The 24,592-nt window shown below is 28.3% G+C and carries 35 protein-coding genes; 12 read left to right on the plus strand and 23 right to left on the minus strand.

Going from position 1 to position 24,592, the window contains the following annotated elements:
- Positions 1–127 precede the first annotated feature (127 nt).
- The 6 genes from ACTTBK_RS03375 to ACTTBK_RS03400 all read right to left on the minus strand — a co-directional run bounded on the left by ACTTBK_RS03375 (position 128) and on the right by ACTTBK_RS03400 (position 4,264).
- On the minus strand, positions 128–403 hold the full coding sequence (locus ACTTBK_RS03375; protein ID WP_075506581.1) for an HU family DNA-binding protein: 276 nt from the start codon (positions 401–403) through the stop codon (positions 128–130).
- 157 nt (positions 404–560) lie between these two features.
- Positions 561–1,673 (minus strand): RIP metalloprotease RseP, encoded by a 1,113-nt coding sequence (gene rseP / locus ACTTBK_RS03380; protein ID WP_440618558.1) that lies wholly within the window; start codon positions 1,671–1,673, stop codon positions 561–563.
- Between the two features lie 265 nt (positions 1,674–1,938).
- A complete protein-coding gene (locus ACTTBK_RS03385) occupies positions 1,939–2,604 on the minus strand; it encodes an NAD(P)/FAD-dependent oxidoreductase (RefSeq protein WP_440618559.1) in 666 nt (221 codons plus the stop codon).
- Between the two features lie 46 nt (positions 2,605–2,650).
- Entirely contained in the window at positions 2,651–3,070 is a 420-nt protein-coding gene (locus tag ACTTBK_RS03390) for a hypothetical protein (RefSeq protein WP_440618560.1), read from the minus strand.
- Between the two features lie 11 nt (positions 3,071–3,081).
- Complete coding sequence (locus ACTTBK_RS03395; RefSeq protein WP_440618561.1) at positions 3,082–3,681, minus strand: LysE family translocator; 600 nt, start codon at positions 3,679–3,681, stop codon at positions 3,082–3,084.
- A gap of 37 nt (positions 3,682–3,718) precedes the next feature.
- A complete protein-coding gene (locus ACTTBK_RS03400) occupies positions 3,719–4,264 on the minus strand; it encodes a DUF4174 domain-containing protein (protein ID WP_440618562.1) in 546 nt (181 codons plus the stop codon).
- A 32-nt stretch (positions 4,265–4,296) separates the two neighbouring features.
- On the opposite strand from ACTTBK_RS03400, the gene ACTTBK_RS03405 reads away from it, so the two are divergent.
- The 3 genes from ACTTBK_RS03405 to ACTTBK_RS03415 all read left to right on the plus strand — a co-directional run bounded on the left by ACTTBK_RS03405 (position 4,297) and on the right by ACTTBK_RS03415 (position 6,233).
- Positions 4,297–4,500: a hypothetical protein gene (locus tag ACTTBK_RS03405; RefSeq protein WP_440618563.1), complete on the plus strand. Its 204-nt coding sequence runs from the start codon at positions 4,297–4,299 to the stop codon at positions 4,498–4,500.
- A gap of 28 nt (positions 4,501–4,528) precedes the next feature.
- On the plus strand, positions 4,529–5,200 hold the full coding sequence (locus ACTTBK_RS03410) for a GNAT family N-acetyltransferase (protein WP_440618564.1): 672 nt from the start codon (positions 4,529–4,531) through the stop codon (positions 5,198–5,200).
- A 61-nt stretch (positions 5,201–5,261) separates the two neighbouring features.
- Positions 5,262–6,233, plus strand: coding sequence for a DUF3179 domain-containing protein (locus ACTTBK_RS03415; protein WP_440618565.1), 972 nt, complete (start codon positions 5,262–5,264; stop codon positions 6,231–6,233).
- A 113-nt stretch (positions 6,234–6,346) separates the two neighbouring features.
- Here the strand turns inward: ACTTBK_RS03415 and ACTTBK_RS03420 are convergent, their stop codons facing one another.
- Positions 6,347–6,736, minus strand: coding sequence for a DUF2306 domain-containing protein (locus ACTTBK_RS03420; protein WP_440618566.1), 390 nt, complete (start codon positions 6,734–6,736; stop codon positions 6,347–6,349).
- Here ACTTBK_RS03420 and ACTTBK_RS03425 point away from each other — a divergent pair.
- Positions 6,720–7,181 (plus strand): DUF2141 domain-containing protein, encoded by a 462-nt coding sequence (locus ACTTBK_RS03425; protein ID WP_440618567.1) that lies wholly within the window; start codon positions 6,720–6,722, stop codon positions 7,179–7,181. The two genes, ACTTBK_RS03420 and ACTTBK_RS03425, sit on opposite strands and share 17 nt — an antisense overlap.
- A 4-nt stretch (positions 7,182–7,185) precedes the next feature.
- Entirely contained in the window at positions 7,186–7,413 is a 228-nt protein-coding gene (locus ACTTBK_RS03430; protein WP_440618568.1) for a DUF6552 family protein, read from the plus strand.
- A gap of 26 nt (positions 7,414–7,439) precedes the next feature.
- Here ACTTBK_RS03430 and ACTTBK_RS03435 read toward each other — a convergent pair whose 3' ends face one another.
- From ACTTBK_RS03435 to ACTTBK_RS03450, 4 genes are read right to left on the minus strand one after another with little or no spacing between them, the layout of a single operon-like run.
- Positions 7,440–7,673, minus strand: coding sequence for a hypothetical protein (locus ACTTBK_RS03435; protein WP_440618569.1), 234 nt, complete (start codon positions 7,671–7,673; stop codon positions 7,440–7,442).
- 47 nt (positions 7,674–7,720) lie between these two features.
- Positions 7,721–8,332 carry a hypothetical protein gene (locus ACTTBK_RS03440; RefSeq protein WP_440618570.1) on the minus strand — a complete coding sequence of 204 codons (612 nt, stop codon included), beginning with the start codon at positions 8,330–8,332 and terminating at the stop codon, positions 7,721–7,723.
- Positions 8,333–8,336: 4 nt separating this feature from the next.
- Entirely contained in the window at positions 8,337–8,786 is a 450-nt protein-coding gene (locus ACTTBK_RS03445) for a YtoQ family protein (protein ID WP_440618571.1), read from the minus strand.
- Between the two features lie 20 nt (positions 8,787–8,806).
- The gene (locus ACTTBK_RS03450) at positions 8,807–9,826 is read right to left on the minus strand and encodes a D-2-hydroxyacid dehydrogenase (protein ID WP_440618572.1); all 1,020 of its coding nucleotides are present in this window, start codon (positions 9,824–9,826) and stop codon (positions 8,807–8,809) included.
- Positions 9,827–9,889: 63 nt separating this feature from the next.
- Between ACTTBK_RS03450 and ACTTBK_RS03455 the strand changes: the two genes are divergently transcribed.
- On the plus strand, positions 9,890–10,375 hold the full coding sequence (locus ACTTBK_RS03455) for a YajQ family cyclic di-GMP-binding protein (protein WP_440618573.1): 486 nt from the start codon (positions 9,890–9,892) through the stop codon (positions 10,373–10,375).
- Between the two features lie 84 nt (positions 10,376–10,459).
- Positions 10,460–11,755 (plus strand): DEAD/DEAH box helicase, encoded by a 1,296-nt coding sequence (locus ACTTBK_RS03460; protein ID WP_440618574.1) that lies wholly within the window; start codon positions 10,460–10,462, stop codon positions 11,753–11,755.
- A gap of 2 nt (positions 11,756–11,757) precedes the next feature.
- On the opposite strand, the gene ACTTBK_RS03465 is transcribed toward ACTTBK_RS03460, so the two are convergent.
- The 3 genes from ACTTBK_RS03465 to ACTTBK_RS03475 all read right to left on the minus strand — a co-directional run bounded on the left by ACTTBK_RS03465 (position 11,758) and on the right by ACTTBK_RS03475 (position 13,293).
- On the minus strand, positions 11,758–12,378 hold the full coding sequence (locus ACTTBK_RS03465) for an SOS response-associated peptidase (RefSeq protein WP_440618575.1): 621 nt from the start codon (positions 12,376–12,378) through the stop codon (positions 11,758–11,760).
- Between the two features lies 1 nt (position 12,379).
- Positions 12,380–12,928 (minus strand): tetratricopeptide repeat protein, encoded by a 549-nt coding sequence (locus tag ACTTBK_RS03470; protein ID WP_440618576.1) that lies wholly within the window; start codon positions 12,926–12,928, stop codon positions 12,380–12,382.
- 107 nt (positions 12,929–13,035) lie between these two features.
- Positions 13,036–13,293: a hypothetical protein gene (locus ACTTBK_RS03475; protein WP_440618577.1), complete on the minus strand. Its 258-nt coding sequence runs from the start codon at positions 13,291–13,293 to the stop codon at positions 13,036–13,038.
- A 130-nt stretch (positions 13,294–13,423) separates the two neighbouring features.
- Between ACTTBK_RS03475 and ACTTBK_RS03480 the strand changes: the two genes are divergently transcribed.
- Positions 13,424–13,819 carry a hypothetical protein gene (locus ACTTBK_RS03480; protein ID WP_440618578.1) on the plus strand — a complete coding sequence of 132 codons (396 nt, stop codon included), beginning with the start codon at positions 13,424–13,426 and terminating at the stop codon, positions 13,817–13,819.
- A gap of 5 nt (positions 13,820–13,824) precedes the next feature.
- On the opposite strand, the gene ACTTBK_RS03485 is transcribed toward ACTTBK_RS03480, so the two are convergent.
- From ACTTBK_RS03485 to ACTTBK_RS03495, 3 genes are read right to left on the minus strand one after another with little or no spacing between them, the layout of a single operon-like run.
- Positions 13,825–14,283, minus strand: coding sequence for a hypothetical protein (locus ACTTBK_RS03485; RefSeq protein ID WP_440618579.1), 459 nt, complete (start codon positions 14,281–14,283; stop codon positions 13,825–13,827).
- 9 nt (positions 14,284–14,292) lie between these two features.
- Entirely contained in the window at positions 14,293–14,982 is a 690-nt protein-coding gene (locus tag ACTTBK_RS03490; RefSeq protein ID WP_440614534.1) for an ion transporter, read from the minus strand.
- Positions 14,983–15,594, minus strand: a complete 612-nt coding sequence (locus tag ACTTBK_RS03495) for an arylesterase (protein ID WP_440614535.1) — start codon at positions 15,592–15,594, stop codon at positions 14,983–14,985. It abuts the gene before it with no gap.
- On the opposite strand from ACTTBK_RS03495, the gene ACTTBK_RS03500 reads away from it, so the two are divergent.
- Both ACTTBK_RS03500 and ACTTBK_RS03505 read left to right on the plus strand, forming a co-directional pair.
- Complete coding sequence (locus ACTTBK_RS03500; RefSeq protein WP_440618580.1) at positions 15,593–16,258, plus strand: ABC transporter ATP-binding protein; 666 nt, start codon at positions 15,593–15,595, stop codon at positions 16,256–16,258. The genes ACTTBK_RS03495 and ACTTBK_RS03500 overlap by 2 nt on opposite strands.
- Positions 16,242–18,776: an ABC transporter permease gene (locus ACTTBK_RS03505; protein WP_440618581.1), complete on the plus strand. Its 2,535-nt coding sequence runs from the start codon at positions 16,242–16,244 to the stop codon at positions 18,774–18,776. Before ACTTBK_RS03500 ends, ACTTBK_RS03505 begins: the two co-directional genes overlap by 17 nt.
- Here ACTTBK_RS03505 and ACTTBK_RS03510 read toward each other — a convergent pair whose 3' ends face one another.
- From ACTTBK_RS03510 to ACTTBK_RS03535, 6 genes are all read right to left on the minus strand, one after another.
- Positions 18,777–19,190 carry a carbonic anhydrase gene (locus tag ACTTBK_RS03510; RefSeq protein ID WP_440614538.1) on the minus strand — a complete coding sequence of 138 codons (414 nt, stop codon included), beginning with the start codon at positions 19,188–19,190 and terminating at the stop codon, positions 18,777–18,779.
- Entirely contained in the window at positions 19,187–19,756 is a 570-nt protein-coding gene (locus tag ACTTBK_RS03515; RefSeq protein ID WP_440618582.1) for an SOUL family heme-binding protein, read from the minus strand. Before ACTTBK_RS03515 ends, ACTTBK_RS03510 begins: the two co-directional genes overlap by 4 nt.
- A gap of 2 nt (positions 19,757–19,758) precedes the next feature.
- Entirely contained in the window at positions 19,759–20,313 is a 555-nt protein-coding gene (locus tag ACTTBK_RS03520; RefSeq protein WP_440618583.1) for a hypothetical protein, read from the minus strand.
- Positions 20,310–21,056, minus strand: coding sequence for a sulfite exporter TauE/SafE family protein (locus ACTTBK_RS03525; protein ID WP_440618584.1), 747 nt, complete (start codon positions 21,054–21,056; stop codon positions 20,310–20,312). The genes ACTTBK_RS03520 and ACTTBK_RS03525 overlap by 4 nt, the downstream gene beginning before the upstream one ends.
- Positions 21,047–21,316 carry a GNAT family N-acetyltransferase gene (locus ACTTBK_RS03530; RefSeq protein ID WP_440618585.1) on the minus strand — a complete coding sequence of 90 codons (270 nt, stop codon included), beginning with the start codon at positions 21,314–21,316 and terminating at the stop codon, positions 21,047–21,049. Before ACTTBK_RS03530 ends, ACTTBK_RS03525 begins: the two co-directional genes overlap by 10 nt.
- A 173-nt stretch (positions 21,317–21,489) precedes the next feature.
- Positions 21,490–22,923: a helix-turn-helix domain-containing protein gene (locus ACTTBK_RS03535; protein WP_440618586.1), complete on the minus strand. Its 1,434-nt coding sequence runs from the start codon at positions 22,921–22,923 to the stop codon at positions 21,490–21,492.
- A gap of 111 nt (positions 22,924–23,034) precedes the next feature.
- On the opposite strand from ACTTBK_RS03535, the gene ACTTBK_RS03540 reads away from it, so the two are divergent.
- Together ACTTBK_RS03540 and aceA are read left to right on the plus strand one after the other, a co-directional pair.
- The gene (locus ACTTBK_RS03540) at positions 23,035–23,196 is read left to right on the plus strand and encodes a hypothetical protein (RefSeq protein ID WP_440614544.1); all 162 of its coding nucleotides are present in this window, start codon (positions 23,035–23,037) and stop codon (positions 23,194–23,196) included.
- Positions 23,197–23,236: 40 nt separating this feature from the next.
- Positions 23,237–24,511 carry an isocitrate lyase gene (aceA, locus tag ACTTBK_RS03545; RefSeq protein ID WP_440618587.1) on the plus strand — a complete coding sequence of 425 codons (1,275 nt, stop codon included), beginning with the start codon at positions 23,237–23,239 and terminating at the stop codon, positions 24,509–24,511.
- Positions 24,512–24,592: the final 81 nt, after the last annotated feature.

Raw genomic sequence — 24,592 nt, forward strand, 5'->3', positions numbered from 1 at the left:
GTGGTGGTTTATAAATTTAAATAATTTAAAAACTAACGCTGATTAGGAAAATTGGGTATGCAGTTTTTGCATATAGTAACAGCCCTAAACGTGTTTTTACAATCGTTTAGGGCTGTTAGGAAGAATATTATCTATTGAATACTTCTTTTAAAGCTTTCGCTGGTAAGAATTTTACTTTCTGAGAAGCAGCGATTTGAATCTGCTCACCAGTTCTTGGGTTTCTTCCAACTCTAGCTTTTCTTTTAGCTACTTTGTACGTACCAAATCCAGCGATTTTTACTGAATCATCACCTTTTAGTGCATCTAAAATAGTGTTGGTAATTGTATCAAAAGTTCGCTCAGCATCTGCTTTGCTCAAGTTTAATGAGCCAGAAAGCTTTGCTACTAGTTGTTTTTTGTTCATTTTAGCTCCGGTTTTGTTGGTTAATATTGATACTTGTCATAAACGTTGATAAATCAAGCTTTTTTTTAGTGTCTTTATTAATAAGACACACAATATCTTGTTAAAAATTAAATAAACGTTGATTTTATTGATCTTTTTAACAATTTAGAAATTTAAATTATCTAAATAAACCAAGGTCTTTTAGGTCATTAAAGGTAGTGAAAAACATCAATGATAGCAACAAAAACAATCCGATTCGAAAAAAGCCTTCTTGAGTTTTTTGAGATAAAGGCCTTCCTAAAACCTTTTCAAATGCATAAAACATTAAGTGTCCACCATCTAACATTGGTATAGGAAACAGGTTAATTAATCCCAAACTTATTGAAATATAAGCCATCATACTAATAAAAGCTAACACTCCAAAGGTTGCAACTTGCCCTGATATTTTTGCAATCCTTATTGGTCCACCTAATTGAGAAGTATCCGCCTTTCCCATGATCATTCCGCCAATGTATTTTAATGAAGAAACGCTCACAAAATAGACTTCATTTGCTGCATGGTACAATGCTTGTGCTGGTCCTAATTTAACATGATTAATTTTATCATTGTAGGCACTTAATTTTATACCAACCATTCTTTTATTTATTTTATTTCCTAAGCCATCTTCACCTTCAACTATGTTTGGTTTTACTTTTAAAATTAATTCTTCGTAAGAACGCTTTACTTTAAAATCTATAAAGTCTGACGTTGACATTGTGATGTATTTAGAGACTTCCATGATGCTTTTAACTTCGTTGCCATCAATTTCTAAAATAATATCTTGGTTTTTTAAGCCTCCAACCATTGCAGGGCTATCTTTTTGGACTTCGCTAATTACAGCTGGAGTAAAATCTTTTCCAACAAAAGTATAAATACAAAAGAAGATTGCTAAAGCTAATAAAAAATTAGCTAAAGGACCACCAAATACAATTAATACTCTTTGATACAAAGGTTTTAAAATAAATAATTTATCTCTCTCTTCTTCATTATATTTTTCTAAAATTTCTTCATGATCAGCTTGTGAATAAACATTACGATCTCCAAAAAACTTAACATATCCACCTAATGGTATTGCACATACTTTCCATCTAGTTCCATGTTTATCATTCCAACCAAATAATTCTTTACCAAACCCAATAGAAAAATCAGTAACGCCTACTCCATATTTTCTAGCAAAATAATAGTGCCCATATTCATGAATAAACACCACAACTAAAATAAGAATTAAAAATGGAACAATATAACTAAGCATATTTTTATATTTTAATTTAATATCATATTAATCACAACCCCTCATTACCAGTAGTAAGTCTTGGGCTTTTTAATATCTTTTAAAAAAGTCTTAGAATGACCCAGTCTTCCTCTATTAATAGGCTCAAAATTAGTAATAAATCTCATGCCTCTTGAAGGATCTTTTCTAATAGGCTCAATAAAAGTAATTTTTGGTTTATTGTGTTCTTCTCTGATCTTTTTAAGCTCCTCTGCTCTTTCAAGATTTCTTTTTTCTATATATTTATCTATTTCTTTTTCATGATCAGATTTAACTTTTTTGACAAAGCATGTTTTGCAAGTCCGTTTACAAATTTTAAAGGATTGATTGCAAAACCAGGTTTGTATGAAAAAGCACCAAATTGCTCAGTTCCACCATGACCTACTTCATCAAATTCTTCCTTTGAATAAATTTTAGTCTCTATACCAAATTCAGACTTATAAACTTCTGCTTGTTCTTTGATTTGATCAAATTTATTTTTGTGATGAGCTACTACAAAATTATTTTCACCCGTTACATCACAATCAATATTATAATTATCAATTAATTCTTTAGTGTAATTAGCTCCTTCAACAGAATTTTTAAAAAATTTTCTAGTTTCTTCTGTTCCATAAACAGATTTCATTTTTTTATAAGACATTTTGCTTGGAGGAAGACAGCAAAATCCAGCATTACGAGATGAAGCACCCCAACCTACTTTTCCAGCCTCAACCAAAACTACATCTAAATTATGATTTTCAATTAAATTTATTGCACAAAGCAAACCAGTATAACCCCCACCTATGACGACTATTTCTGAACTAATATCTTTTTGAAGTTTATCTAAATTTAAATTTTCACTTGAAGTTGCTTCCCAATAACTAGGAACAGGTTTGTTAAACTGATAAATATCTGAATGATAAATATTACTCATTAGTTGATGTTAGGTTAACATAACCTCTGATTATCTAAATAATAATTTACTTAAATTTATCTTCCCAGAATACAACTCTATCGTCTGTTTTTTCTATTAAGTCCTTACAGAATATTCCGTATTTATCTAAAACTACTGAAAAGTTTTTAAAATCTTCACCCATCTCTTTTTTCATACTTTCAAAGGATGTTTTAACTCTATTTCTCATTGTATCTGTGTTCATGCCTAATTGCTGACCAATCATAAAAACAGATTCTAATGATAAATCTGCTGATTTATTAAGTCCTGCTATAGTTTCATCATTAGCACTACCACTTTTTTTTAAACCCTCTTCAGATAACAAGTAATAACTATAACAAGTCGTGAAATCTCCTTGTAGGTTATTAAACACAAAAGTTTGCTGATCATCAGCATTAGCACTTGTGCTTAAGATGCTAAGAATTATTGCAGATATAAGTTTTTTCATTTTATGTATTTTTAAATTTTAATTGAAAGCATCCATATACCAACCAAAAATAAAGACAATGAGAAGATTTTGTTTAATATTTTTGAATATTTTTCATTTCTAAATTTTGCACCAAGTAAGTCACCAAATAATGTCCACAGAGTAAATGACACGCAGTTATTAACTGTAAAAATTGTACTGATTAAAATTATTCTTATTAAACTTTGAGAACCGTCTAAAAAGATTGTGAACATTAAAGAAATTATCACATAAGCTTTTGGGTTAAATACTAAAAGTATAACTCCATCAACAAAAGTACATTTTAAATTTTGATTGTTGTTTTCATATGTGCTTGCCTTGAAGAATTTATAAGCAAGATAGATTACATATAATGATCCAATTATCTGAATGTATTGATATTGATCATTAATAAATGAAAAAAATATATTAAAACCAAAACCTATAAGGAAAGTAACTATAATCGTTGCAAGATGATAACCAAAATTTGCTGATAAAGTTTTAGCAAAACCAAATCTAGCTCCATTAGCTGCAAAGAACATGTTCCCAGGTCCTGGGCTAAAAGCCAAAGGAAATAGAAAAATTATTAAAGCTACTATTTCAATTAGAGTCATATTTTAATAAGTGATTAAATTTATACTATTCTTTAATTTAGGTCTTTTTATTCTTCTTATACATTCTCATCCACTTTTCAAAGATTACAATTGCATCATCCATATCTTTAGTTTTGTTAGGATGATTTTTTGCTCTTCCAAGCATTGTTGCAATAACATTTACTTGATACTTAATTGATCTTTTTTTGATAGCTTTAACTGTATAAAGAGCCTTTTCTTTATTCTTAAAACCTAAACCATGTAAAGTTGTCTCAGGTTTATAATCAGAAAATAATGAAAGATTTAAAGGTTTAAAACTTTTATCTTTTATCATTTTATTCATTGGCATTTTATCAACTAAGGTAAATATCTTTTTAAGATTTATTGTATCTAGCTTAGCTTTTTCGGTTCCATCAAAGCCAATTAAACTCACACTAAAGTTTTTAGCTTTATCTAATCTTGTAACTAATTTGATAAATCGTTTATGAAATTCTTTAATGTGCTTTTGATAAATATCTTTTGAGTTTTTATACTCTTGATTAGTGTAGTTTGGAGTATTCAAAACTAACAATCTACATTTCCATATATATTTTTTAAAATTCATTGGTATATTAAGTATTTTAGTTAATAGGATATATGAAGAAAAAAGAAATTAAATCTCATTTTAAGAAAAAAGCGCTATCTAAACTTGCTTTATCGATAAGCTTTTTCTTAGTTCTTTTAACTTCCACTGGATACATATTTAATTCTAAAGCAGCAATTTTTCTGTTTTATATTTTCAGTTTTGCATTCATTTACAATTTATTAATCAATTTCTTATTAGAAAAATTTGATATCTGATAATTAGATAAATCAGTTAGGAAAAAAAATGAAAATAGGCTTTAGTGTAAAATTTAATAAAGCAAAATATCCTTTAAAGAAAAAATTAATTGGTAAATATTGCTTTTTAGAACCAGTTAACCCAAAAAAGCATGCAAAAGACTTGTATAAAAACTTTTCCTTAGACAAAAAAGGAATTGATTGGACTTATATGCCAACAGGACCTTACAAGACTTTTAGTTCTTTTAAGAAGTATTTAACTACTGATAAGTTGTCAGGTAATCCATTTTTTTACTCAATTTACTCAAATAGACTTAAAACTTATTGTGGTTTAGCAAGTTATCTTAGAATTAAACCAGAAATTGGAACAATCGAAGTAGGTTGGATTACTTATGCTAAAAATCTTCAAAGAACAGTTGAGGCTACAGAGGCAATGTATCTTATGATGAAAAATGTTTTTGAGAATTTAGGTTACCGAAGATACGAGTGGAAATGTGATAGTTTAAATAAAAAATCGAATAAAGCTGCTTTAAGATTAGGTTTTAAATTTGAAGGTATATTTAGACAGGCTACAATTTATAAAAAAAGAAATAGAGACACTTCCTGGTATGCAATTATTGATAAAGATTGGAAAAAGATAAAAAAAAGTTATTTGAAATACTTATCTAGTAAAAATTTAGATAAAAATTTAAATCAAAAAAGAAGTCTTAAGTTAAATTAACATCGAAACCAATGTAATTGACATGTATATGGATCAGAGATTTATTATATTACTAGGATAAATGCAAAAAATTATCTTAGTTATTTTGTTATTATTTCATTCAAGCAACCTTTTTGCATTTGATTTAAAAAGAGCAAAATCTGAATTTCCAAAAAATGACTTTCATAATAAAACTATTTTTTTAGATGAGATAATTTCAGGTGGGCCTCCAAGAGATGGTATACCTCCAATTGATAATCCTAAGTTTAAAAAAATGGATATTAGCATGGGTCCAAATGAACCTGTCATATATTTAGAAATAAATAATGACGCTAAAATATATCCAATTCGAGTATTAACTTGGCATGAAATAGTTAATGATCAGGTTGGTGGAATACCAGTTTCCGTCACATATTGCCCATTATGCAATGCCTCAATTGTTTTTGATCGTAGATTTGAAGATAAAGTTTTAGATTTTGGTACATCTGGAAGATTGCGTAAATCAGACTTAATAATGTATGACAGGCAAACTGAAACATGGTGGCAGCAATTTACAGGTCAAGGAATTGTTGGTGAATTAGCTGGTAATAAATTAAAAAAAATACCTGCTTTAATTATCCCTTTTAAAGAAGCCTTAAATATTAAAAAAAATAAAGGATATGAGATAAAAATATTAAAAGGTGATGCAGCTAGAAGATATGGAGACAATCCATACGTTGGTTATGATAAATCTGGTTTGCCTTTTCTATATAGCGGCGGTCTTCCTAAGGACATAAGTCCAATGGATTATGTAATTGTTGTTGAAGAGATTGCTTATTCACTATCTTTAATTCAAAGAGAAAAAATCATTAAAAAAAATGGTATAATTATTACTTGGTCTGAAGGTTTAAATTCAGCACTTGAAGAGAATAAAATTAAAGAAGGTAGAGATTTAGGTTTTGTTAGAGTTCAAAAAGAGATTGATGGAAAATTACAAGATATTCTTTACGACTACACTTTTGCTTTTGTTTTTCATGCTTTCCATGATGGTAAGAAAGTAATACAAAATAGATGAAATTTTTTGTGTCTTTAAATCAAAACATGTTCAATTCTATCAATTTTGAATCAAATTAAAGAATATTAGTCAAGAACCAATGTCATTGACGCGTATATGAGGTAATAGAGTTGTCATCCAATTAAAATTTGATGCATGATACGTCCTGGATAAAGCGTAAAAAAGCCTGTTAGGATTAAAGCAAAAAAATATAAAGCGATCATTACTTGTTTGTGACGTTTAATATTACCAACTCTTACAAAGTAAATTCCAAGACCAAGAGAGAAAATTGTCCACAAACTCAATAAATGTATAGGACTATAATCTCCCCACATTTTTGTTTCGTGTATGAAAAAAGAAGTTATCGCTACAATCAGCATTAAGCCTACCCAAATACGACCTAACAATTTATGAATTGCCCCACCTTTTTTCATAGAAAGTTGAATACCACCTAAAATTATTGCAATCATTGCCATAATTGCATGAAGTGGTATAGGGTGTGCTTCATTGAATAATAAAGTCATGATCAAGTTTTATCGAAATTTATTTGTAATTTTTATCTTACCGTTTCTTATTACTATATCTCATACTTATGCTGCAACTGTAATTGTGAAAGTAAATAATATTGAGAAAAAAGGTGAAATGCATTTAGCTATTTATGATGATGCAGAGGTATTTGAAAATGATGATGGTGAAAAAGGTGGTGCAGCAAAAGGCATTATTCAAGGTGTAATCGAAGATGTAGAAACTGGAAGTGTAACTTACACATTTGAATTACCAGATGGTAATTATGCTATCGGTATTTTTGTTGATAAAAACTACAATAATAAAATGGACAGAAATTTATTTGGCGTGCCAAAAGAGCAATTTGGTTTTAGTAATAATGCCAAAGGTAAGTTTGGACCGCCCTCATTTGAAGATGCTTCCTTTACTGTTTCAAGTGATATGAAACTTGAGATTAATTTATAAATTTATGATTAAAGACATAAAATTAGTTGATTATGTAAAATGGATAGCAACCATCATTCAATTAATTGGCTATGGGATGACTGGATTAAACATGACTCCCTATAATGTTTATTTATTTTTTTTAGGAATTTTTCTTTGGTTTGCAGTTGGAGTTATGTGGAAAGATAAAGCAATAATGGTCGTACACGTAGGTGCTTTTATTTCGTTACTAGTTGGTTATCTAAACGCGTAAGATTTTATTTAGATATTAAAAAATTTTTAATTTCCTAACCTCTTTGAAACACCTTGCTCTTGTAGTCTGTTAAACTCATCATCGTTTAAGTTATACAATTCTTCTATTCTAAGATTTTTAGTCTTAATTGTTGGAACATTATTATTTTTCATTCCAAGATGTCTTGCAAACACTGCTTGTTTTTTGCTCGTTTGATGAGGTTGAAAATCTTTAATGTCTTCAATTCTTAAATCGTGTCTAAACCAAAGTATTTTTTTCATCTTAAATTTGAAAATTCAATTAAACCAAATATTTATGATCTTAAATATTAATTAATTTTATCTAAAGTTTCTTTTAACTTGTCTTTAACCTTATTAAGGGGATCTTTCTTAGCAGTTTTTACTTTAATTGGTTTTGAGCATTTTTGCTGTATTGTCCATTTTGCTACTACTTGATCATTTAATTTGTAAATTTTATCCATTTGCTTTCCATATTCTGCGTCACTAATTTTTTTTTCACTTCTAATTTTAACTAATTTTTTGGTATCTTTTTGGACTTTAATCCAAGTTGGATCTTTATCTAAACCTTCTTCGCTTAGAGCGATTAAAAGAACTTCTTTACTATTTTTATCAGTACCCGCTCCTACTCCATAAATATTATTTTTAATTTTCATTTGGGATTTATTGATAAATACCTCATCATTTTTGACTCCAAAACTTTTATCATCCCATTTATTTGAAGTGTATTTTACATTGGTATTATTTATTTTTGCTAGAGCAATCATCTTTTTTTCATTATTTATGTACCAAACAGAAGTCTTAACACTTTTGTTGCCTCCTCTAATTACATCTGTGTACTTACAATTTAATTTATAAATTTCTGCATATAAATTTGATGAGTTTAAAAAGACGAATACAAAGAGTATTTTTAATAATTTCATTACTTTATTTTAATGAACCTTCTAAAACGTATTTTAAAATTCTAACTACTTGTTTTTGATCTGAAGCAACAGCTGAAGCTGCAGCATCTACTTCTTTAAGGGCATGTTGATGGTCGTCACTATGAATAACTATAATAGATTTATTTAATGCAGATGCATATCCAGCATCAAAAGCTGCATTCCATTGTTTGTATTTTTCACCAAATTTAACAACGACCACATCGCTTTCTTTGATTGATTTTTTAGTTCTAATTGAATTGATATTGGCTCCTTTTCGATCTTTCCAAAAATTTTTCTCTTCAGGTCCTAAAATTTCAACTCCACAATCATCTGAAGACGCATGATCTGTTACAGGAGATGAAAATTGAATTTCTAAATTTTGTTTTTTACATTCATCAATAATTTCATCTCGCCAATTTGTGTGAATTTCTCCTGCTAAATATACTTTCAACATATGTTCTTTATATATAGTAACTAGTATCCTAAATTTCTATCTATTTGATTAATCAATTCTTTATTTTCTATGAATAATTTTAAATTTTTAAAGAAAATTTTAAGAACCATCTCAATATAATTACCCTCACTATCAGATGAAATATGAGGAGTGATAATTAAATTTGGGGTATCCCAAAGGTTTGATGTTTTTGGAATAGGTTCTTGTGAAAATACATCTAAAATTGCTCCAGCAATTTCATTATTTTGAAGTTTAATTCTTAAAGCTTCGTAATCTAAAACAGATTGCCTTCCAATATTAACAATCCCACACGTAGATTTTAATTTGTCTAATCTTGATTTATTAATTAATCCTTTGGTCTCATCCGTTTCTGGAACTGCTAAATATAAAAAATCAGCATCAGGTAACACTTCATCAATTTTATCAAATGTAATAACTTTAGAGCACCCCTCAACATTTTTTCCTTTTCTATTTACACCAATAACTTCAGCTCCAAGCTTACTGATATGTTTAATCATTGAACCACCTAAAGAACCAGTTCCAACAACAACTACTTTCCTACCCTCTATTGGTTTTCCAAGTAAAGATACGAACTCTTTATTTTTTTGGTTGGTTACAATTCTAGTCATGTGATTTTGGAGCATTAAAATACTCATCAAACCAAATTCACCTGCTTTTTTAGCATGAACACCACTACTATTAGTTAAAACTAAATCCTCGTTCATCCAATCAAAAGGAGATAAATGATTAACACCAGCTGAAATCACATGGATCCATTTAAGGTTAGGTGCAATTTGTTTTAAATCTTTTGTTGGAAACTGCCAGCCGAGTAAAATGTTAGCTGATTGCATTGATGAGATAAAATTATCGTCATCCCAATCAATTACATATTCAACTTTGTCCCTTAACTCAGGATATTGATCAAAACCCTTTTCAATTTCTTCCTTAGTGATTGTATTATTTTTCTCACCTTCAGCATCACAAGGCAAAAATCCCTCTTTCCAATGATTATTTCTGATATGAATTTTAATTTTTTTCATATTTTAAATTAATATTATCTTTAATTTCGTTTAATAAAAAATAGATTATTGTATAAATAAATTATGCCTTCTTTTGATGTAATCAGTAAAATTAATTATCAAGAATTTGATAATGCTTTAGCAAATTGCTTAAGAGAAATTAGCAATCGATATGACTTTAAAGGACTTCACATTGCTATAGAGCGAAAAGATAAATCAGTTACCACTAATGCTCCTGATGAATTAAAATTAAAGCAAGTTAATGAATTATTACAAACTCATTTAGTAAGAAGAAAAGTAGATCCAAGAGTTTTAGAGGTTAAAAGTTCCGAAGGTGCTTCAGGTGGAGCAATTAGACAAGTAAGTGAACTTAAAGAAGGTATTAGCCAGGAAAATGCAAAAAAAGTAATTGCTGACATTAAAAAACTTAAGCTAAAAATTCAGGTAAAAATTCAAGGTGATGAATTAAGAGTAGATGGTAAAAAAAGAGATGATCTTCAAGAAGCTATAGCAGCAATTAAAGCTATTGATATTGGACTTCCAATAGATTTTGTAAACTTCAGAGATTAATCCTCCCAAACTATTTATTGTATTTGGTACAAAAAGATATAAGCAGACACTCAATTACTTAAAATTTATATCAATCCCAGCATAATGAACTTCTCTGATCTAAATATTGAAAATAAATTAAAAAGATCAATTGAATTAGCTGAATTTAAAACTCCAACCCCTATTCAAAGTCAATCAATACCAATTAGCTTAGAAGGAAAAGATGTTTTAGGAACTGCTCAAACAGGTACCGGTAAAACACTAGCATTTACAATTCCAATGCTAAATAAGCTTTTAAAAGATAAGCAAGCAATGGCATTAATAATTTGTCCAACAAGAGAACTTGCAACACAGGTAATGGAAACTGTTTTAAAACTTAATATTAGAGAAATAGGAATTGGTAATGCTCTTTTAATTGGTGGTGAGAGTATGCAAAAACAACTAAGACAATTAAAAAAAGGAGCAAGAATTATAGTTGGAACCCCTGGAAGAATTAACGATCACATAGAACGAAAAAGTTTGAACTTATCTAGAGTAAATTACTTAGTTCTAGATGAGACAGATCGAATGTTAGATATGGGATTTACTCCTCAAATAGAAGTAATTTTAAAATTTATTCCAAAAAATCATCAAACATTATTGTTTTCTGCAACTTTACCTGAAAACATTTTAAAAATTTCTCAAAAGTATCTTAACAATCCTGAAAGAGTGTCTGTTGGATCTTTATCAACTCCAATTGAAAAAATTAAACAAGAAACTTTTCAAATCACAGCAGACAAGAAATATCATGAGTTGATTAATCAATTAGTTGAAAGAAGTGGATCTATTTTAGTTTTTGTTAAAACTAAACATGGTGCTGATAAAATTGTAAAAAGATTAAAGTATGATGGCCATAAAGCTGATGCCATTCATGGAAATCTTAGACAAAGTAAAAGAGATAGAGTTATTAGAGGATTTAGAAATGGTAATAGTAGGATTTTAATTGCAACAGATGTTGCAGCAAGAGGATTAGATATTCCAGTTATAAAACACGTAATCAATTACGATCTTCCACAAGTTCCAGAAGATTATATTCACAGAATAGGTAGAACTGGTCGTGCTGGAAAAGATGGTTCTGCTTTAACTTTTTTAACAAACAACGACAGAAGTATGTGGAGATCTATACAAAAATTAATAGATCCTGATTTTAAAGTTAAAGAAGAAGCAAGACCAAACAATCAAAAGAATAAGAAATTTAATAAAAAAAATAAATTTAAAAAGAAATTTAAGAATAAATTTTCTAACAATAAATTAAGTAAAAAGAAGAAATTCAAAAAATTTGAAAACAAAGATAATAAAAGAAAATTTAAAAATAGAAAAAGACCTAAAAACTTTAAGTTTAAAAAAAATAAAAGAAAATAGATTTATAATTTTTGTATTAAAGAAGCGCTGTTATTAGTAGGCTTATTTACATCTTTTGAAACTTCATGAAATATAAGATCTGGTGATTTACGTTCATTTAGAAACGCTGATCCTTGTAATTCTAAATTAAGATATCTATTAACATCCGCTTGATTAAGAATAACTGGTTGTCGGTGATGAATTTCCTTAATATTTTCTTTTGCTTCTTCTGTAATTAAACAAAACTGATCATCTTCAAATATTCCAGCAAAATAGATGGTATTGGTGTCTTTACGGGTAAAATAATGAGGAGTTTTTTCTTTCTCTTCCCTCTTCCATTCATAAAATCCATCCGCAACTGCAACACATCGATTATTTTTTATCAATTTTTTAAATGAAACCTTTTCATCTATGGTCTCAAGTCGTGCATTAATCAGAGCTTTAAAATCTTTATCTTTAGCCCAGCTTGGAACCAAACCCCATTTCAAAGATTCTAAGGTATTTCCATTTTTATATTTTTTTATAACTGGAAGTTTTTGATAAGGATGAGCATTATAGTTTTCACTATCTTCAACCTGAATTGCAGATTTAACTAGAGAACTAGTTTTAGTAACTGGATTTTTAACAACGTATCTTCCACACATTTTAAATTGTTTGTTCTTTCATCAAATCTTCGATTTGTTTTATCATGATTTCTGGAGATCGCATGGACGGATAAATCTCTTGTGCTTGTTTGTAACTTCTAATTGCTTTTTCAAAATTTTTTAATTGAATGTTCACTAAACCTTGTCCTGCTAAAGCACCAAAATGTCTTGGCTCTAATTCTAAGACTTTATCAATATCATCTTGTGATTTTTGATATTCTCCTAACATATAAAGTACAGTTGCTCTCTTATTCCAAGCTTCAGCCCAATTTTCATCAAGATTTATTACTTCAGTAAATATTTCTCTTGCTCTTATTGGTTGTTGGTTTCTAACAAACATTGAACCTTCTTCTAAACGAGCAGTCAGCTTTTCATCAGTTGGATGAGTACTCCATAAAGACCAAATTTCCTGTTCAACAATAGATGCTACTTTTGCTTTATTAACTTTGAGCTCATTAAATAATTGATTTAGCCTTATGTCTCGATCATTTGCAAAAGATTGCAATTGTGAAAGTAATAAAATTAAAATTACTATAAATGACTTTTTCATAATTAAATATTAACAAATATGAATAATAGAGTCTTTATTCTTAAAACAATTTGATCATATTTTTACAACTTCAAAATGAATTTATAAATTTATTAAGATGAAAATTCTCAAGGTTTGTAACAATTTGTTGTTTCTTTTTTTATATTATAAATACAAGTAATTAACTTAGGTTCAAATTGCATTTTTGACGAACCATTATTTTTAAGATTATACAATATTTTTTGATCATTTATTAAGATTGTACTCTCTAAATTATATCCATTTGATAGATAATGATTTACTGTTCTAAGATTTCCAAGAGAGTCAGCAATAGCTGAAGAAAAAACAAAATTTAAACAAAATAATGTAATTAGTACTTTTTTCATGAAATGATTATTTCACTTTAAATTATTATATGGAAAAAAAAATATTTATTTATCAAAAAATCTGTTTATTGCTTAATAGATTTAAATATTTTGTTTATTTTTTAGTGATTTTTAGGACTATAGAAGATCAATGAATTTTTTAAAAAATTTGATTAAAGGTGACTACGGACTTGGTAAAACATTCTGGGTTTATGGAACCCTATACCAGTTAATATTTAGCTTAATAATTTTTATAACATTTTTTTTTGCTTTAGATTCAATTGATAAATCTCTTATAAATTATAATCAAAATCCTGAGTTAATTATTAAACAAATTTTTTCTAATATTAATAATTTTTACGCAACAATACTCGTAATAGAGTTAGCAATACTGTTGATTTATACATTAATAATTACTGTTGCGATGTGGAGAAGTGCAAGTAATAATAAAAATTGGTTTTGGCCAAGAGTTGTGAAAGTTTCTATAGCACTTTCTGTAGTTTATTATTTATATAAATTGATAATATTCCTAGAATTATTTGGTTAAAATCATCAAGTATTTTGATTTTTATTCTTGCAGTTGTAAAATAAAATTTCTTTTTCCTTTTCTTTTTCTTTTTGATTAATATTTTTTGTTATTTCGTGAATAAGTTCTCCTGTTTTAAAAGTCAAAACAGCCGATTCTGAGTAATTGTTATTATCATCAAGAGCTTGAATTAAAACGACATCTTTATTGGAAATTTTTACGTCTAGTTCAATTTTATCAATAAAATTAGATAAATTTTTAATGTTTAGTACATTTGGTGATTTAGACTCTATTACTAATTTATTAATATCATCTCTCTTAATTTGATCTTTTGTGAACGTTTCAAAGTTATGATCTGGATTTTTTAAAATTACTTTTTCAAATGCACATGTAAGATTTAAATTTCTATCTATGGCAATATTTGTATTCTGTGCATTGGCATAACCAAAACAAATGAAACTTAAAACTACAACAAATCTTTTCATTAAAAAGTCTTATAACTTTTTCTGATTGATTACTACGTCCACTAATATCGCAATCAACAAATTAAGCATTGTAATTCCGCATATAATTATAAAGCTGAAAAAATAAATCCAAGCCCACCAGTAAACATCTTGTAATGGCAGCATTACTTGTTCCCAACTAGATAGAGTTAAAACCTGAAACAACGTAATCATAGCAACACCAACATCGCTCCATCTTTCAGGAATATCTGTGCTAAATAAAATTGAACCAATAGTTGCGTATATATAAAGAATTATGAACAATAATAATCCCACATAAAATACTCTTTTGACTGAAGTTAGTAGAGCTTCAATGATTTTTTTTAATTCTGGAACAACTGAAATAATTCTTAATACTCTAAATACTCTTAATAATCTTAAAAGTAAGAAGCTAGAATTATTAGGTATAGGAATTAATGAAATTAAAACAATTAAAGTATCAAATACATTCCATCCGCTTTTAAAAAACTGTAGTTTTTTAGGTTCCCCTATAAACCTAATTATAATTTCGATAACAAAAAATATAGTAATTGAATAATCTAAATAATTAATTGCTTGTCTGGTGAGATCGCTTAATTCATAAGTGTTAACCCCAATTGTAATTGCATTTAATATGATAATTGAAATAACAACAAATTGAAAAATTCTGCTTTCTTTAAGATTATATAAAAATTTATTCATTTAATTTAAAATATTAATAATACTTTTTTTAATAGTTTCACTTACTTTAATTGTTCCTTCTTTGTTTGGGTGAATTCCATCTTGTTGATTTAAACTTGGATCGAGTGCCACTCCTTCAAGTAAAAATGGGATCAAGGGTAAGTTATATTTTTTCGATAATTTTGGATAGATTGCATCAAACCTTTTTTTGTATTCAGCACCATGTGTTGTTGGAGCAACCATACCTGCAATAATAATTTTGATTTTTTTATTATTTGCTATCTTTATGATTTCTTCTAAATTTTTCTCAGTTTCTTCTGGTTTTATTCCTCTCAACATATCATTGGCGCCTAAACCTAAAATGATTAAGTCAATACCAGGTTCTGATAAACTCCATTCAGCAATATTTAATCCTCCTGAAGATGTGCTTCCAGAAACACTGCCATTAATTATCTTTATATTTAAACCATCTTTTTTAAAATTATCTTCTAATACTACAGATAAATGATGTTCTTTAGGTAAACCATATCCAGCCATCAAACTATCGCCAAATAAGACAACCTTTTCTATTGCGAAAGCGTTTATGTGCACTAGAAAGATCATCAAAATTTTTATAAATAAACTTTTATTCATGAATGATCTTCTTAAATTAAAAAAAATAAATCTCAAATACCAAACTGGTAAAGAAAGTATCAGTGTTTTAAAGAATATTGATCTAACCATTAAGAAAAAAGAGACAGTTTCTGTCGTAGGTGAAAGTGGATCTGGTAAAACTAGTTTAATAATGTTGGTTGGAGGACTAGAAAAACCAACTTCAGGTAAAATTGTTTTTCAAGATCAAGAAATAACAGGTTTAAATGAAGATGAAGTTTCAGAGATTAGAAAGAAGAATATTGGAATTATATTTCAATCTTTCTATTTAATTCCAAACTACACAGCAGTTGAAAACGTTGCTTTAACATTAGAATTAAATAATTTTAAAAATCCTGAGAGTGAGGCAAAAAATTTGTTAGATAGATTTGGTTTAAAGCACCGATTTAATAATTTACCTAGTCAGTTATCTGGTGGTGAACAGCAAAGAGTTGCAATTGCAAGAGCTATAGCAATGAAGCCTGAATTAATCCTAGCTGATGAACCTACTGGAAACTTGGATACTGAAAACTCATTAATGATTTCAGATATTCTATTTAAATATGTAAAAGAGGAAGGGTCTTCCTTAATCATGGTAACGCACGATCCAAAACTTGCAAACAAAGCAAAAAGAAAAATCAAAATAAAAGATGGAAAAATTAAATAATCGATCTGAATTTAGTTTGATTTTTAAATATGCTTTAAAGGATTTAAGCAGAAACTATCACAAAATCTCAAGTATTATTGTTACTCTATTTATCAGTCTCTTTATATTAAGTGCTATTTTTACTATTGAAGATAGTCTTAAAAAAGAACTGAACGATAATGCAAAAGCCTTATTAGGTGGTGATTTAGAAATTGATTACAATCGTAACCAAGGAAATCTAGAACTAGTTAATCAGGTAAAAGAATTTGCAACTGTATCTCAAATGATTGAGTTCAGCACTATGCTTTCAACAACTGGAAGAGAAAAAAATAAATCTTTATTTACTAGAATTAAAACAGTTGATGAAAAATACCCGTTATACGGCGAAGTAGTATTTGAGCCTGAAGGTGCATATGAGCGAATGCAAAAGGAACCAAACACTATTTTAATTAATGAAAGTTTGTCAAAAACACTAAATATAAAACTTAATGAACAAGTTAAAGTTCAAGACCAAAACTTTACAGTTATTGGAATTATAAAATCAGTACCAGATGTAAGTGGATTTGTTGCTTTTGGTGATTGGGCACTCGCAGGAAAGCAAACATTAGAGATATTAAAACTAAACGGGATTGGAAGCTTTTTAAACTACGAATATAAAGTAAAATTTAATGAAGGAGATAACCCTGAAGAGTTAGAAAAACGAATTGAAGATATCTTTAAAGATGATCAAAAAGTAAAGCTTCGTTATCCCGAAAATTCAGCAAGTGGAATAAAGAGAATAATCAACAATTTTTCACAATTTTTATCACTTGTTTCAATCAGTGCGATGTTGATTGCTGGAATTGGTATTGCAAACACCCTTCTCTCTTTTATTAACCAAAACAATATGTCAATTGCTGTTAGAAAAGCAGTTGGATTTTACTCAGGAAATATAAAGACACTTTATTATCTTCAATTATTAATTTTGTTGTTTGTAATCACAGTTGTTTCCTATGGATCTAGTTTTTTAATAGTCCCTATAGCTGATAAATACTTATCAGATGGACTTGGATTAAATGTTTATCCAGTATTTTCTATAGTTAATTTTATTAAAATATTTTTAGTAGGTTTGTTGGTACTTGTAATATTTTCTATCCCAACAATAAGTTCAATTGACCAAGTAAAAGCATCTAATTTATTTAGAAATGTTTTTCAAAACCTACAATTTTATTATTCAAAAAAGTCTGTTGTTTTAAGTTTTATTTTGCTCTCTATTTTAGTTTTATTATTTACAGTTGGTTCAGAGCAACCGACTTACAGTCTAGGATACTTTGCTGCATTTTTTGTGTGTTTAATTGTGTTTTTCTTTCTTTCAAGAATAATTATATTTTTTCTTAAAAAATTTAAATCAAGCTCCAATATCTCATTAAAGGTATCAATTAAGAATATCACTCAAACTAAAAGTATCACTCCAATTACTATAATGTCTTTAGGTTTAGGAGTTACTTTACTTTTAACATTGGCGTTGGTTGGAACAAATTTTCAAAGAGAAATTGCTAAATCAATTCCTGATATTGCACCTGATTATTTCTTTGTAGGAATTCAAAAAGGAGAGCGTGAAAAATTTGAACAAGGGATATTAAAGATGGATCCGGATGCGGATATTGAAGTGGTTCCTATGGTCTCATCTGGCATTACAAAAATTAATGGCATTAATCCAAATACTTATATTAAACCTGATAATGATAGTTATTGGGTAATAGGAAGTGAGAGAAGATCCTCATGGGTTGAAGATGTTCCTGAAGATAATCCATTAGTTGCTGGAGAATGGTGGGATTTAAATAAACCTAATCAACTTCAGATATCTTTAGATGCTAAAGTTGCAAGAGATTTTAATATTCAATTAGGAGATATTTTTACTCTAAATATATATGGAAGAGAAATAGATGGTGAAGTGATTAATTTTAGAGAAGTTGATTATCGAGATTTAAGTATAAACTTTGCAATGCTATTTAATCCTCAATTTGCTCAAAACATCCCTCATGAATATTTGGCAACAGCAAAATTTAATTCTGATAAATTTGATGAAACTGAAATGCTAGAAGTTATGCCTAGCTTATCCATGATTAAAATTGCAGATTATCTGACAAAAGTAACGGCTGTACTAAATAAAGTATTCATTGCAGTTACTTTAATATCAGCTGTTACTATTGTGATTGGTTTAATTGTTATTTCGAGTGCAATTATGGTTCAAGGTAAAGTTAAAGAATATCAAAACTTAGTGTTTAAAATTCTAGGCTTTTCAAAAAAAGAAATAATCCTCTCATCATTAATAGAATTCATTATTATCTTTAAATCAGTCATACTGATTGCAATATTCTTTGCTGTAATTGGTTCAAAATTTATTATGGAAAATATCTTTGAACTTGTGTGGATGTTTGATTTTAAAGTTTTAATCTATTTAGGTTTTTCAATTGGTTTTGTAACATTGATATTGATTATGTTAACAAACTTAAAATATCTAAATCCAAAAGTTTACCCTTTGATTAGAAATCAATAATTAAAATTTTGTAATTTTACTATCTAAAGCAATTACATTTAATTCTACTTTAAGTTTTGGAAATCTTTTTTTAATTTCTTTTTTAAGTTTATTAAATGAGTCTTGGTGTATTTTTTTTTCATTTGCTGGTGTAAATTCTTTTTTTCCATTAGCAATTTTTGCAGCACCACAATCTTTGTGATTTATAACAATAAGCTTTTCTATTTTATGAAGCTGTATTGAAGTTCCAAGATTATCATAAAAAGTATTATGCCATTTTTTAAATTTATTGTGTGTGACCCCTACTGCAGCACCAGCAATTGTAAAAGCACTGTACTTACCAGTTAATTTTTTTTTCTTTAAATGATTGTGAACTAAATGTTGAAATCTTGGGTCCATACAAGATAACACCATTGCTTTAAATTTTGACTTCATGAATTAAACTCCACTTTATACATTGCCTCATTCCTTCTATTCATTGGAAGGGTAAAAGGACTATCATATGTAGCTCTAATAGGTGGACTTATAATTGAAATATTATTTTTATTTAACTCTTTTTCTAGGATTTCTTTATGTTTTATGAAATTTCCATCAGAAGCTCTGCCAGAATATCTAAGTACAGCATAATATCCTCCTTCAATATTTACTATCCTTACATCATCTCTACTTGGGTTGGGTACGTTATCTGAATTAAACTTTGAAGGTAAATAAAACTGCATAGTCATATTTCCATTTTTTTCTACTTGAGTGACAGGAGTAGTCATTGCTATTTTTTCCTGTGTGTCATTTCTTCCGGAAATGTAATTAAATAATTTTCTAAAATTACTATCTATTCCAGCTCTAGAGGTTTCAACTGCTAAACGATCAGAATATTTTCTGATCTCATAAATATCATTTTTATCAACTACTTCATACTTTGCTTCTTCATTAGCCATGACAATAGAATACGGTAAAAGAAAGAAAGTACAAAATAGAAGAATTAATTGTTTTTTTATCCTCATGGTTAAATGATTTTATATTCAAAATTTTGTGTTGTTTCATTAATTTGAACTAATTTTGCTCCATTTCTTTCATGAAAATTCGTTGCCATCTCTGTTAAAGGTGAAAGAGTGACTAATCTATTTAAATGATTTGATTTTTTTATCTTTTTAAACACTTCTTTTACAATTAACTTTCCTCCACCCTTTTTCTTTGACCATACAGTATAAGCAATAGCGATTTGTCCACCTTTTTGATCTCTCATTGCACTTTGTAGAAAAGCATCAGTACTTAATTTTTCAAGTTCTTCGACACTTTTGGGAATTTCATTTGTATAAGCAAAACACATTACTGCGTGAATTTCTCCTTGATACTCAACACCATAAATTTTTCTTCCAAATCCTGTTCTAAATTCATTATCTAATTCTGGTCGAACTGGATCTTCCTCTACATTGCATTCTTTAAGTTCAACAAGTTTAGCACCTTTTACCCAACCAAAAAAATTATCAATCTTTTTATTAAGAACTTGTTTATTTTTTCTTATTCTTGCTTTTATTCTAGGATTAAATTTTTTTTTCATATTAAATAATCATATAAAAGTTTTGAACTACTTATAAAAATTAAAATATATAAAATATTATAAAATAATTTTTCATTTATAATTTTAATTAATTTATATCCAATTAGTATTCCTATAAAAGCAAGAGGAAATAAATATACAGATTGTTTAAATGTCACTAAATTGGTCATTGAAAGATTAATATATAAAGGAAGCTTTATTAGATTTACAAAAGTAAAAAATATAATTCTTGTTCCTACATAAATTTCTTTCTGCATCCTTAAAGGAAGCATATAAACACTCACCGGTGTTCCTCCTGCATGGACACAAAAACTTGTAAAGCCAGCTATGACAGAACAAATACTCCCTTTGATAGAATTTTTTTGAGATTTGGCTTCTTTATCTTTTTTAAAAAAGAAATAATGACCTGCAAAAATAAATCCCATTAAACCAATCATAAATTTTAATAATTCTTCAGAAAAATATGTGAACGTGAAAGAAGCAATTATTATTCCAACAGCAGCAAATGGAACCATTAACTTTAAAGTACCTAAGTCATATTCTTTTCTATATTTATAAACTGCAATAAAATCTGAAAATATTAAAATTGGCAAAATTATTCCTAATGCTTGGTTCAAAGGCATTACAATGGTCATTAATGGAATAGATATTAAAGTCATCGATCCACCCAACCCTGATTTTGCAATACCGTACAAAATTATTGCTGGTACAACTGTGAAGAAAAATAATAAGTTTATTTCCATTTATTCAATGAATCTAACAGTTTTGAGCCTAAAGGACTAATCGGTTCTTGAAGGATTATTTCTTTTCCTGTTTTTTGTTTAACCAACTGTAATAATTTTGTTGCTATTCCTTTTTTTCTAAAAATTGGATTAACAAAAATGTACTCCACTTCTCCCTTTTCGTTAAATCTAACAAACCCTAATGTTGTATTTTCATTTTTATAAGTAAAAACACCGTCAGCTTCATCTAATTTATAAGTTGATAAGTCAATGCTGTTCATAAATCCTAGTAATTAAGGAGTAAAAGGATAATTGCTATTGCAGCAACTATAGAACTAACAACGATATAATTAAGTTTTATGTTGAATTTTTTCTCAACAAAATCAGTTATTTTTTCCCAAAATAATACGATCAGAAAAATTATTATGGCAGGTAAAATATATTTAATCATAGTTTAAGATTTATCGTCACTAACATAAACAGAAACCCCACGACTATTTAAGTCAACGTCGAATTTTTTATGTAGTGGTGGAAATGCTCTTTGTGAACAATCTAATCTGTCACAGGTTCTACAAGAAACACCAATAGGAATTTCTGTTGATTTATCATTAATGTTCATATTTTCAGTATAAATGAAATCTTTTGCATATTTTGCTTCACAACCTAAACCTATAGATAATACATTTTTAGATTGACCAAATCTTCCAATTCCTTTTTCTACAGTTTTTGCAATACAAACATATTTTTCACCATTATTCATTTTACTAACTGCTGTATGTAAAACTCCTGGAGTAGTGAATGCAGTATAAACATTCCATCTAGGACAAGCTCCACCATATCTTGGAATATCAATTCCAGATAATGAAAATCTTTTTGAGATATTTCCAGCCATATCAACTCTTAAAAAATGAAATGGGATACCTGGTAGTTTTGGATCTTGCAAACATGTAACTCTGTGAGCTACTTGTTCAAATGAAGTTGCAAATGTATTTTGCAATAATTCTAAATCATATTTTAATTTTTTACATTCAGAATGAAATAGTTTGTATGGCATCAAAATTGCAGCACCACAATAATTTAACAAAGCAACTTTAGTAAGTTTTTTCGATTCTTCTGATGGAAAACTAAACTTAGTTAAATAATATTCAACATCTTTAATTGCACCCAGTTGTGCAATTTGAGAGGCAGCATGTAATTTTTTTGTTTCTAAAGAACTATAATCACTTAGTAATAACTCTTTTTTACTTTTGTTATAGATTTTTGAAAATGGTTTACTCTCATCCGGAATAACATCTTTTACAGTTATTGAATATTCTGACAGTAAATAATCACACAGAGATAAATATCTTGTTCGATTATTTTTTTGAATTTTATTAAAAACTTTATTTGCAAACTCTTCTAACTTTGGAAAATAATTTTTATTCTCTTGAAAAAAATCAACTACCACTTCTCCAGGAAAAGAATTTTTTCTATTATCTACAATTTTTCCTGAAATTTTTTCAATCTTACTTATCAATTCATGATCTTTTTTTTTAAGAATATCTCCTAATCTTACAATTGCTTTTCCAATCTTTGGATTGGTACTTACTAAATCTTTTACTTCTGGACCTAAAATATCTAAGTCTTCAAACAAACTATCATCTAAAATTTCTGAAATTGTGTTTTGAAGATTAATATCTGTTTTAGATGTAAGATCCGACAATTGGATATTTAGTTTTTCACAAACATTTAAAAGTAAATCACCATCTATTTTTCTTTTACCGCTTTCAATTAAGTTTAAATAACTAGGAGAAATACTTAAATCTTCAGCTAATTTATTGGCTTGTAGCCCAAGTTGTCTTCTAAAAGCTCTTATTTTTGGCCCTATTTTAAGATCTATTTGACTCATTTTACTATTTGTAAATTTTGTAAATTTATTTTTACAATATTTTTTCCCTATTTACAAAGCTTTTTAACGTTTTTTATAGATTTTGTAAATTTTGTAAAATATATGACTCGTATGGATAAAAACTTAAAAAACACAGAAAATGAGGCCCAAATCATTAAAAAAGAGGATTTAGATCACCATCATAGTAAAGGAATTTACATGAGGGACGATCATTGTGATTGGGGTTCAAGTGGAATGAGTGAACTAATCGAAGCTTTAAACGATAGTAACTAATTCAACTTTTTCAATTTTCTTCAACAAAGGATTAAAAACAATGAGTGCTGAGAAAATCTCTTACGAGTTAAAAAGGTTCGCAGGTATCAAACGAGACTACACTGATGAAGAAGTGGAGAGATTAAGAGGTTCAATTAAAATTGAGTACTCACTTTGCAAAAATCAATCTGAAAAACTCTGGCATTTATTAAATACAGAAGCTTATGTTAATACTCTTGGTTCTTTGTCAGGTAACCAAGCTGTTCAACATGCAAAAGCTGGATTAAAAGCAATATATCTAAGTGGTTGGCAAGTTGCAGCAGATGCAAATACTGCTGGAGAGATGTATCCAGATCAATCTTTATATCCTTATGATAGTGCTCCTAAGTTAGTTGAATCTATGAACAACTCTTTAATTAGAGCAGATCAAATTCAGCATATGGAAATGCAAGATGGTGACATGAAAAGAGAGGAAAAAGTAGATTATATGCTTCCAATTATAGCTGATGGTGAAGCAGGTTTTGGTGGACCATTAAATGTATTTGAATTAACTAAAAAATTTATAAGAGCTGGTGCTGCAGGTGTTCACTTTGAAGACCAATTAGCTAGTGAAAAAAAATGTGGTCATATGGGTGGAAAAGTTCTTGTTCCAACTGGTACAATGGTCAAAAACTTAAAAGCCGCAAGATTAGCTGCTGATATTGCAGAAGTCCCTTTAATTATATTAGCAAGAACTGATGCTAATGCAGCAAAACTTATTACAAATGATTTTGATGAAAATGATAAACCATTTTTAACTGGTGATAGATCTCCAGAAGGATTTCATTATGTTAAAGATGGAATTGAACAAGCTATCTCTAGAGGTTCGGCTTATGCACCGTATGCTGATTTAATTTGGTGTGAAACAGCTACTCCTAATTTAGCTGAGGCTAAAAAATTTGCAGATGCAATTCATGAAAAGTTTCCTGGAAAACTGTTAGCTTACAATTGTTCTCCATCATTCAATTGGAAAAAACATTTAAGTGATGACGAGATTGCTTCATTCCAACAAGAAATTGCTAAAATGGGTTACAAATTCCAGTTCATTACTCTTGCTGGGTTTCATACTCAAAACATTGCAATTTTTGAACTTGCTGAGAAATATAGAAAAGAAGGTATGGCTGCATATTCTAGAATTCAACAACAAGAATTTGCTAGAGAGAAAGATGGCTATACTAGCGTTAAACACCAAAGAGAAGTTGGTACGTCTTATTTTGATGCAGTCTCAAATACTATTAGTAGCGGCCAAAGCTCGACAACAGCAATGGCTGGTTCTACTGAATCTGAACAGTTTTAAAAAAAAATAACTTCCCTCTCCATTTTTTTTTGATAGCCCTTAATATAACTAGGGCTATTTTTTTTATTTGTAATTAATACT

Origin of the sequence: Candidatus Pelagibacter sp. HIMB1493, from assembly GCF_052047995.1 — a bacterium.
GTDB lineage: Bacteria > Pseudomonadota > Alphaproteobacteria > Pelagibacterales > Pelagibacteraceae > Pelagibacter.

Coding starts and splice junctions, on each gene's coding strand:
- ACTTBK_RS03375 (WP_075506581.1), bottom strand. CDS start 403: ATGAACAAAAAACAACTAGTAGCAAAGCTTTCTGGCTCATTAAACTTG.
- rseP (WP_440618558.1), bottom strand. CDS start 1,673: ATGCTTAGTTATATTGTTCCATTTTTAATTCTTATTTTAGTTGTGGTG.
- ACTTBK_RS03385 (WP_440618559.1), bottom strand. CDS start 2,604: ATGAGTAATATTTATCATTCAGATATTTATCAGTTTAACAAACCTGTT.
- ACTTBK_RS03390 (WP_440618560.1), bottom strand. CDS start 3,070: ATGAAAAAACTTATATCTGCAATAATTCTTAGCATCTTAAGCACAAGT.
- ACTTBK_RS03395 (WP_440618561.1), bottom strand. CDS start 3,681: ATGACTCTAATTGAAATAGTAGCTTTAATAATTTTTCTATTTCCTTTG.
- ACTTBK_RS03400 (WP_440618562.1), bottom strand. CDS start 4,264: ATGAATTTTAAAAAATATATATGGAAATGTAGATTGTTAGTTTTGAAT.
- ACTTBK_RS03405 (WP_440618563.1), top strand. CDS start 4,297: ATGAAGAAAAAAGAAATTAAATCTCATTTTAAGAAAAAAGCGCTATCT.
- ACTTBK_RS03410 (WP_440618564.1), top strand. CDS start 4,529: ATGAAAATAGGCTTTAGTGTAAAATTTAATAAAGCAAAATATCCTTTA.
- ACTTBK_RS03415 (WP_440618565.1), top strand. CDS start 5,262: ATGCAAAAAATTATCTTAGTTATTTTGTTATTATTTCATTCAAGCAAC.
- ACTTBK_RS03420 (WP_440618566.1), bottom strand. CDS start 6,736: ATGACTTTATTATTCAATGAAGCACACCCTATACCACTTCATGCAATT.
- ACTTBK_RS03430 (WP_440618568.1), top strand. CDS start 7,186: ATGATTAAAGACATAAAATTAGTTGATTATGTAAAATGGATAGCAACC.
- ACTTBK_RS03435 (WP_440618569.1), bottom strand. CDS start 7,673: ATGAAAAAAATACTTTGGTTTAGACACGATTTAAGAATTGAAGACATT.
- ACTTBK_RS03440 (WP_440618570.1), bottom strand. CDS start 8,332: ATGAAATTATTAAAAATACTCTTTGTATTCGTCTTTTTAAACTCATCA.
- ACTTBK_RS03445 (WP_440618571.1), bottom strand. CDS start 8,786: ATGTTGAAAGTATATTTAGCAGGAGAAATTCACACAAATTGGCGAGAT.
- ACTTBK_RS03450 (WP_440618572.1), bottom strand. CDS start 9,826: ATGAAAAAAATTAAAATTCATATCAGAAATAATCATTGGAAAGAGGGA.
- ACTTBK_RS03455 (WP_440618573.1), top strand. CDS start 9,890: ATGCCTTCTTTTGATGTAATCAGTAAAATTAATTATCAAGAATTTGAT.
- ACTTBK_RS03460 (WP_440618574.1), top strand. CDS start 10,460: ATGAACTTCTCTGATCTAAATATTGAAAATAAATTAAAAAGATCAATT.
- ACTTBK_RS03465 (WP_440618575.1), bottom strand. CDS start 12,378: ATGTGTGGAAGATACGTTGTTAAAAATCCAGTTACTAAAACTAGTTCT.
- ACTTBK_RS03470 (WP_440618576.1), bottom strand. CDS start 12,928: ATGAAAAAGTCATTTATAGTAATTTTAATTTTATTACTTTCACAATTG.
- ACTTBK_RS03475 (WP_440618577.1), bottom strand. CDS start 13,293: ATGAAAAAAGTACTAATTACATTATTTTGTTTAAATTTTGTTTTTTCT.
- ACTTBK_RS03480 (WP_440618578.1), top strand. CDS start 13,424: ATGAATTTTTTAAAAAATTTGATTAAAGGTGACTACGGACTTGGTAAA.
- ACTTBK_RS03485 (WP_440618579.1), bottom strand. CDS start 14,283: ATGAAAAGATTTGTTGTAGTTTTAAGTTTCATTTGTTTTGGTTATGCC.
- ACTTBK_RS03490 (WP_440614534.1), bottom strand. CDS start 14,982: ATGAATAAATTTTTATATAATCTTAAAGAAAGCAGAATTTTTCAATTT.
- ACTTBK_RS03500 (WP_440618580.1), top strand. CDS start 15,593: ATGAATGATCTTCTTAAATTAAAAAAAATAAATCTCAAATACCAAACT.
- ACTTBK_RS03495 (WP_440614535.1), bottom strand. CDS start 15,594: ATGAATAAAAGTTTATTTATAAAAATTTTGATGATCTTTCTAGTGCAC.
- ACTTBK_RS03505 (WP_440618581.1), top strand. CDS start 16,242: ATGGAAAAATTAAATAATCGATCTGAATTTAGTTTGATTTTTAAATAT.
- ACTTBK_RS03510 (WP_440614538.1), bottom strand. CDS start 19,190: ATGAAGTCAAAATTTAAAGCAATGGTGTTATCTTGTATGGACCCAAGA.
- ACTTBK_RS03515 (WP_440618582.1), bottom strand. CDS start 19,756: ATGAGGATAAAAAAACAATTAATTCTTCTATTTTGTACTTTCTTTCTT.
- ACTTBK_RS03520 (WP_440618583.1), bottom strand. CDS start 20,313: ATGAAAAAAAAATTTAATCCTAGAATAAAAGCAAGAATAAGAAAAAAT.
- ACTTBK_RS03525 (WP_440618584.1), bottom strand. CDS start 21,056: ATGGAAATAAACTTATTATTTTTCTTCACAGTTGTACCAGCAATAATT.
- ACTTBK_RS03530 (WP_440618585.1), bottom strand. CDS start 21,316: ATGAACAGCATTGACTTATCAACTTATAAATTAGATGAAGCTGACGGT.
- ACTTBK_RS03535 (WP_440618586.1), bottom strand. CDS start 22,923: ATGAGTCAAATAGATCTTAAAATAGGGCCAAAAATAAGAGCTTTTAGA.
- ACTTBK_RS03540 (WP_440614544.1), top strand. CDS start 23,035: ATGGATAAAAACTTAAAAAACACAGAAAATGAGGCCCAAATCATTAAA.
- aceA (WP_440618587.1), top strand. CDS start 23,237: ATGAGTGCTGAGAAAATCTCTTACGAGTTAAAAAGGTTCGCAGGTATC.